Below are 6479 nucleotides of genomic sequence, written 5' to 3'. Positions count from 1 at the left end.
CGCCCGGCCAGCAACGCCCCGGCTTGTCGGTCGGCGGCCTGGGGCTCAGCAGCTCGCTGTACGTCTCCTGGCCGCCAAACTCCTTGACGCTCCACGGGCATTGCACCCCGGTCACCGTCTTCAACGGTGAAACGAACGAGGTGGCCAGTGCCAGCGACAGCACCAGGCAGCCCAGTTCCCGGCGATAGGGTTTGAGCCGCTCAAAGACAAAGGCCCCGGCAAGCCCGGCGATTGCCAGCACCGAAAACACGATCACCATCTGCTTGGCGCGATCGTGAAGAATGTCCTCCAGAAAAAAACTGTGCCGGCCCACGAAGCCGCCTTCGGACGCGTCGTAAAACAGCCTGGCGATGTCCATGTCCAGCGACGTCAGCTCCAGCAGCAACATGGCCACCGCCAGAACGGCAGGCACACCGAGGCACAACCAGAAGTTGAGGGGTTGGGATAGCGGACGAACAGCGATTGCGTGCATGGCGAACTCAGACCCTAAAAAAAGCCCCGGTCAGACCTGGCCGGGGCATTCTGGTTAGCGTGTACTCACTTGGGGAACCTCGTCCTTGGGCACCCTCCAGCTCAGCAATTGTTGCTTGTAGTCATAACTGGCGCCCTGGTAGTAGGTGATGGCCCGCTGGATCAACGGGTCATCGCTGCCAACGCGGATTTCGTGGCTGTCGCCCAGGGCTTGGTCATGCCGACGCAAGCCTTGGCGCGGGCTGAGAATCGCCAGGTCCTTGCCGTCGAACAACCCCAGGTACTGGTAATTGCCGACCACTACCCGTGGCGGCAGCGGGTTGTCTTGCAGCAGGTTGCGGCCAAAGAACGTCGACTCGTAGCTCAGGTTCAGCAAGCCCAGCAGGGTCGGGGCGAGGTCGATCTGGCTGGCCAGCTTCGCGTTCTCGCCGGCGTCTACCAGTTTGGGTGCGTAGATGAAGAGCGGGATCTGGTAATTGACCATCGGCAGGTCTTCCTTGCCGGCGCTGCCCGCCGTGTGGTCGGCGACGAAAATAAAGATCGTGTTGTCGAACCAGGGTTTCTGGCGCGCCGCCTCCAGGAACTGGCCGATGGCATGGTCGGTGTACTTCACCGCGCCGTCGCGACCGTCACCGGATTTGATATCAATGCGGCCAGCCGGATAGGTATACGGACGGTGGTTGGAGGTGGTCATCAGTTGCAGCAGGAATGGTTGCTGCTTGGCGTAGTCGGCGTCCGCCAGTTTCAGCGTCTGTTTATAGAGGTCTTCGTCGGCCATGCCCCAGGCGTTTTTAAAGCTGATTTCGGATTCGGGCACGCTGCTCTGGTCGACCACGCGGTAACCGTTGCCGCTGAAAAACGCGTTCATGTTGTCGAAGTAGCCCCGGCCGCCGTAGACAAACACGCTGTCGTAGCCGATGGCGTTGAGCTGCTGGCCGAGGCTGCCGAAACCGCTTTCCCGGCCGATACGCTTGACGATGGAACGCCCGGGCGTCGGCGGGATGGCCAGGGTGATGGCTTCCAGGCCACGGTCGGTGCGGGTGCCGGTGGCGTAGAAGTTATTGAAGTACAGGCTCTGTTTGCGCAGCGCATCGAGGTTGGGCGTGAGGTTATTCGGGTCGCCGTTGCTGCCCATGTACTTGGCACTGAAGCTTTCGATGGTCACCAGCACGATGTTGGGTTTGCGCAGCGTGCCCGGGTTGGTAATGGCGCGACGGATATCCAGCGGATCCGTGCCGATAAATCGTGCGTTGGGTTCGCTGAGTTCGGCGCGCAACTGCTTGGCGACTACATCCGCCGGCAGGCTCTTGTAGAACTGGGTGTAGTCCAGTTCGTTGTTACGGAAGGCGGCGAAGAACTGATAGGGGCCGTTGCTGGCCAGTTCGTTGTTGTAGGCGTTACCGCCCTGGCTGCGCGGGCTGTCCTGGTTGATCAGTTGCAGGCTCAGGCCGGCCACCAGCAACAGGCCAAGGGCACTGAGCAGACGCTTGCGCATCGCAGGCAACGGCGCGTCCATGGCCGCGTTGAACGGTTTACGCAAGACCACGCTCAAGACGATCGCCATCACGGCCAGCAGACTCAGCAGCTTGCCGATCGGATACGACTCCAGCAGGTTGTTCAGCACTTCCTTGGAGTAGACCAGGTAATCCACGGCAATGAAGTTGAAGCGCACGCCGAACTCGTCCCAGAACAGCCATTCGGCCACGCTGGTGAAGAGCATGGCGAACAGGCTGACGGTGAGTACCGCCTGCAGGAACCAGCGATGGCCGCGACGGCGCCACAACCCCGGTGGGCACAGCAGCAAATACAGGCCCAGGGGCAGGGCGGCATAGGCGAGGAAGCCGAGGTCATAGAGCAGGCCCACGCCGAATACCGGCAGCAGGTTACCGCTCACCTCATCCAGATGGGTTACCAGCAGCACGCTGCGGGTCAGTAGAAAAACCACCAGCCAGGCACCGGTCACCAACAGCAAATAGCGCATTGGCGCCGTTTTTGGAAAACCCATGTCAATGTTCCTTATTTACGATGGGCGCGATCTTCGCGCTGACACTGTAGTCAGCTTGTGAACCTATAGTGAAAAACTCGTTAAGTTCCCCAATCGGTTGAAAACAGTAATCGGTGCGGCCTTCAGGCCTAGCCGTGAGCCATACTTGGCCTTAAGCTGCGCGAGCCAACACGGCCGTTACCGCGTACGGAGACACTGCCCATGCGAATTTTATTGGTTGAAGACAACCGCGATATTCTGGCCAACCTGGCGGATTACCTGGGGCTGAAGGGCTACACCGTAGACTGTGCGCAGGACGGTTTGTCGGGCCTGCACCTGGCTGCCACCGAACATTACGACCTGATCGTGCTCGACATCATGCTGCCTGGCATTGATGGCTACACCCTGTGCAAACGCCTGCGTGAAGACGCGCGCCGCGACACGCCGGTGATCATGCTCACCGCCCGCGACCAGCTGGATGACCGGCTGCAGGGCTTCAAGTCCGGCGCCGATGACTACCTGCTCAAGCCGTTTGCGCTGTCGGAGCTGGCCGCGCGTATCGAAGCAGTGCTGCGTCGTGCCCAGGGCGGCGGGCGCCGTGCCTTGCAGGTGGGTGACCTGAACTACGACCTCGATACCCTGGAAGTCACCCGCGAAGGGCGCCTGCTCAAGCTCAACCCGGTCGGCCTGAAGCTGCTGGCGGTGCTGATGCAGAAAAGCCCGCATGTATTGCGCCGTGAGATTCTTGAAGAAGCCCTGTGGGGTGATGACTGCCCGGACAGCGACAGCCTGCGCAGCCATGTCCATCAACTGCGTCAGGTGATTGATAAACCCTTCGCCAAGCCGTTGCTGCAAACGGTGCACGGTGTGGGTTATCGCCTGGCCGAGGGTCGTGATGGAGTTTAAGCAAAGCCTTGCCCAGCGGATCATCATCGCCTTCGCCTTGATGAGCGCGCTGGTGGCGGGGGCCTTCGCCATGGGCATCGTCGCTACGGTGCACCTGGTGGAAGAAAAACTCATATCGGCAGGCCTGGGCGGTGACTTGCAACGGCTGCTGCTGATGGACAGCGTCGAGGACTGGAGCCATCGCCCCGAGCCCGACCAGTTGTTCTACTTCAGCGGCGGCCCTGGCGATTTTGAACTGCCCAAGGACTTGCGCCACCTCGACGCCGGTTTTCACGAGGTGTTCCGCGAACAGCTTTCCTACCACGCAATGGTCGAAATCGTTGACGGTCGCCGTTATGTCCTGCTGCAAGACCAGAGCGATTTTGAAGAACGCGAGCGCGTGCTGTTTGCTGTCGTGCTGGTGGGGTTTGTACTCAGCCTGGCGCTGGCGGTATTTCTCGGTTGGGTACTGGCGCGCAAGGTAATGGCGCCAGTCGTACGCCTGGCCCGCCAGGTGCGGCACCGCGACCAGTTACTTGGCCTGGCACCCCCGCTGGCGCCGGATTACGCCGCGGATGAAGTCGGCGAATTGGCTGTGGCCTTCGATGCCACCCTGGGCCGTTTGCGCCAGGCATTGTCCCGGGAGCAACTGTTTACCAGTGACGTGAGCCACGAATTGCGCACCCCGCTGATGGTGCTCGCCAGCTCCTGCGAACTGTTGCTGGAGAACCCCGCGATTGACCAGCGCGGCCGCAAGCAGGTCGAGCGCATTGCGCGGGCCTGTGAAGAAATGCGCGAACTGGTGCAGACCTTCCTGATGCTGGCCCGTGCCCAGCGCGAGGAGGCCGGCATGTCGCCCCAGGCCAACCTGGCCCAGGTGGCCGAGGACTTGCTGGGGATCTGGCGTGAGCCGATCGAGCGCAAAGGCCTTGAGCTGATCTATCAACCGGGCAATCCACTGGATACCCGCTACAACGCGACCTTCCTGCACGCGGTCATGGGCAACCTGTTGCGTAATGCCCTGCACTACACCGAGCATGGCTTGATCCGCCTTACCCTGGAACCGAGCGGTTTTGTGGTGGAAGACACTGGCGTGGGCATTCCCGAGGACAAGCGCGAAGCGATGTTCGAACCGTTTGTGCGTGGCAGTGAAAAGCGCGGTGAAGGCCTTGGCCTGGGTTTGTCCTTGGTTCAGCGCATCTGCGAGAACCAGGGTTGGAGCGTCAGCCTCAGCACCATGGAGCCCAACGGCTGCCGCTTTCACGTCGAATTGAGTCAGGTCAAAGCTTGATGCCTGCTCTGCCGCTAAGCTGCGGCAGACTTCCTCATTTTCGCCGAAGATGGCACCATGCCACGACTTGTGTCTGCAAAGTTTTGTAATGTATACGATTCGACAGGACAAGTTTTTCACAACGTGTTGACCTGTTGATCACAGGATTCTTTTTAAGGTTGTAGGCATCAGTAACTGGAGACCCGGTGATGCCTACCCCGATCAAGCTCGAATTTTCCGAAAAGTACGACGATCAGCACGCGCAGAATTATTTACTCAAACACCAGGACAATCTGGCTCGCCGGTTGTCCCACAAACGCGACGAGCAATTGGCCCGTGGTGCGCTGGCCATGGCCGGTGAGCCTGGCCTGGTGCTGGACCTGCCATGTGGTGCCGGGCGTTTCTGGCCGTTGCTGGCCGAAAAGCCCAACCGCGTGATCATCGGTGCCGACAACTCCGCGTCGATGTTGAAGATTGCCACCGTCGCCCAACCGGCGGATGTGGTGAAACGGGTACGCCCCTTGCAGACGTCTGCCTTTGATATCGATTTGCCAGATAACGCGGTCGACAGTATTTTCTGCATGCGCTTGATGCACCACATTGGTGACCCCGAGCACAGGCTGGCAATACTGCGCGAATTTCAGCGTGTTACCCGCGACAGCGTGATTATTTCGTTGTGGGTAGACGGCAATTTCAAGGCCTGGAAACGCAAGCGTGCCGAAGTGCGCCGTCGCAAAAAAGGTGAGCAGGAAGGTTACCAAAATCGGTTCGTGTTACCGGCTGCTACTGTTGAGGCAGAGTTTGAGCAAGCCGGTTTCCGTGTTCAGGAATCCCTGGACTTCATACCGCTCTACGCCATGTGGCGAGTGTATGTATTGCGCAAGAGGTAACAGGATGGCTGTCGAGTGTTTACCAGGTAGTGAAGTAGCTCCCGAGGAGCGATTTGATTATTTCTGGCGCCAGCAGGGCGAGTGGGTCGAAGAGCCCAATCGTCGTCGTGGCGGTGAAAGTGGTGTGCAACGGGTAACGGGCACCCATGGGCGTTTGCTCTATAGCAAGCGCCAGACGGGCCATATCTACCGCAGTTGGCTCCATCCTTTTGGACGCCCCACTGTGTTGCGTGAGCGTGATGCCCTGAAGGGCCTGCGTTTACTGGATGTACGCGTGCCGGAGTTGGTGTTCTGCGAGGCCCGTCGCGATCCTGAGCACCAATGGAAGGCGTTGTTGGTGACGGCGTCGCTGGACGGTTTCGACGAGATCGAAAACTGGTACGCCGCGGGTGGTCGTGAGCAGTATGGCGAGTTGGTGCATGAGCGTTTGCTCAAGGAACTGGCTGGTACGTTGGCGCGGATGCACAAGGGGCGTTGGCAGCATGGTTGCCTGTATATCAAGCATATCTTTGTGCGGGTGACGGGTGAGGGTGACGCGGCGAAGGTTGAGGTGGCGTTGCTGGATTTCGAGAAGTGCCGGCAGCGCTTGACGGCTATGCGGGCGGCCCGGCATGACATGTTGCAGTTGCGTCGCCATTCGTCGTGGAATGCTACGGACTGGCAAAAACTGAGCTACTTTTACGAGACGGCGTTTGGCAGCGCTATCAAGGGTTTAACGTAATGAAGCTAGAAATTGCACGAGGTTTGTTTCTGTTGGGGGCGTTGGGCATAGCTGCCCTCGCCCTGGCTGCCTGGGAGCAGCCCCGGACACAAGTCCTCAGTGCGGTGCAGGGTGTCGGGCAGCAATGCCCGATGCCGCGGATCGCCAAGGTCGGTGTCGCGGCCAAGCCTGATCATGAGTTGTTGTTGTTCATGTTCGGGATGTCCCAAGGGATGAGGCCACAGAGTTGAAGAGATTGAAGCCCAAATAAAAGGCCTC

6 protein-coding genes and 1 pseudogene are annotated in these 6479 nt (G+C 59.7%); 5 read left to right on the top strand and 2 right to left on the bottom strand.

What is annotated here, in order from left to right:
- A pseudogene (locus HX846_RS20355) lies at positions 1-472 on the bottom strand (phosphoesterase); the annotation flags it as partial.
- Positions 473-526: 54 nt separating this feature from the next.
- Positions 527-2476 carry an LTA synthase family protein gene (locus HX846_RS20350; protein WP_177041818.1) on the bottom strand — a complete coding sequence of 650 codons (1950 nt, stop codon included), beginning with the start codon at positions 2474-2476 and terminating at the stop codon, positions 527-529.
- 201 nt (positions 2477-2677) lie between these two features.
- Between HX846_RS20350 and colR the strand changes: the two genes are divergently transcribed.
- From colR to HX846_RS20325, 5 genes are all read left to right on the top strand, one after another.
- Positions 2678-3361 carry a two-component system response regulator ColR gene (gene colR, locus HX846_RS20345; RefSeq protein ID WP_003208587.1) on the top strand — a complete coding sequence of 228 codons (684 nt, stop codon included), beginning with the start codon at positions 2678-2680 and terminating at the stop codon, positions 3359-3361.
- Positions 3351-4631, top strand: a complete 1281-nt coding sequence (locus HX846_RS20340) for a HAMP domain-containing sensor histidine kinase (protein ID WP_008433601.1) — start codon at positions 3351-3353, stop codon at positions 4629-4631. The genes colR and HX846_RS20340 overlap by 11 nt, the downstream gene beginning before the upstream one ends.
- 188 nt (positions 4632-4819) lie before the next feature.
- Positions 4820-5500, top strand: coding sequence for a class I SAM-dependent methyltransferase (locus HX846_RS20335; RefSeq protein ID WP_003208584.1), 681 nt, complete (start codon positions 4820-4822; stop codon positions 5498-5500).
- A 4-nt stretch (positions 5501-5504) separates the two neighbouring features.
- The gene (locus HX846_RS20330; RefSeq protein WP_134327248.1) at positions 5505-6221 is read left to right on the top strand and encodes a lipopolysaccharide kinase InaA family protein; all 717 of its coding nucleotides are present in this window, start codon (positions 5505-5507) and stop codon (positions 6219-6221) included.
- The gene (locus HX846_RS20325; protein WP_008433604.1) at positions 6221-6451 is read left to right on the top strand and encodes a hypothetical protein; all 231 of its coding nucleotides are present in this window, start codon (positions 6221-6223) and stop codon (positions 6449-6451) included. Before HX846_RS20330 ends, HX846_RS20325 begins: the two co-directional genes overlap by 1 nt.
- Positions 6452-6479 lie beyond the last annotated feature (28 nt).

The organism is Pseudomonas sp. K5002 (assembly GCF_013386655.1).
In the GTDB taxonomy this organism is placed as follows: domain Bacteria; phylum Pseudomonadota; class Gammaproteobacteria; order Pseudomonadales; family Pseudomonadaceae; genus Aquipseudomonas.
The sequence above is the reverse complement of the archived record's forward strand: the minus strand, read 5'-3'. Positions and strand labels throughout refer to the sequence as shown.